This window comes from Staphylococcus sp. EG-SA-2 (assembly GCF_017152085.1).
In genome coordinates this window covers 1-567 of record NZ_JACYHC010000063.1, presented here as the reverse complement: position 1 = coordinate 567, position 567 = coordinate 1, and the positions used below count along the sequence as shown (strand labels likewise).

General features: G+C 37.2%; 1 protein-coding gene. It reads left to right on the top strand.

The features are described 5' to 3' along the window. A partial coding sequence (locus tag IDG60_RS27085; protein WP_206160356.1) for an aminotransferase class V-fold PLP-dependent enzyme occupies positions 1–567 on the top strand: 567 nt, incomplete at both ends.

The following is a 567-nucleotide window of genomic DNA, read 5'->3' as shown; positions in this document are numbered from 1 at the left end:
AGCGTTATAATTCAAACGTTCATCGTGGTGTTCATACATTAGGATCATTGGCAACTGATGGTTATGAAAATGCCCGTGAAACCGTTCGTCGTTTTATTAATGCGAAGTATTTTGAAGAAATCATTTTCACACGCGGAACAACTGCGTCGATTAACCTTGTAGCACATAGCTATGGTGATGCAAATGTTGAAGAGGGCGATGAAATTGTTGTCACTGAAATGGAGCATCATGCCAATATTGTTCCTTGGCAACAGTTAGCAAAGCGTAAAAATGCGACATTGAAATTTATACCAATGACAGCTGACGGTGAATTAAACATCGAAGATATTAAGCAAACGATTAATGATAAAACAAAGATCGTTGCTATTGCACATATTTCTAATGTACTCGGTACAATTAATGATGTTAAAACCATTGCAGAAATAGCTCATCAACATGGCGCAATTATCAGTGTTGATGGGGCGCAAGCAGCACCACATATGAAACTTGATATGCAAGAAATGAATGCTGATTTTTATAGTTTTAGTGGTCATAAAATGCTTGGACCAACAGGTATTGGCGTATTAT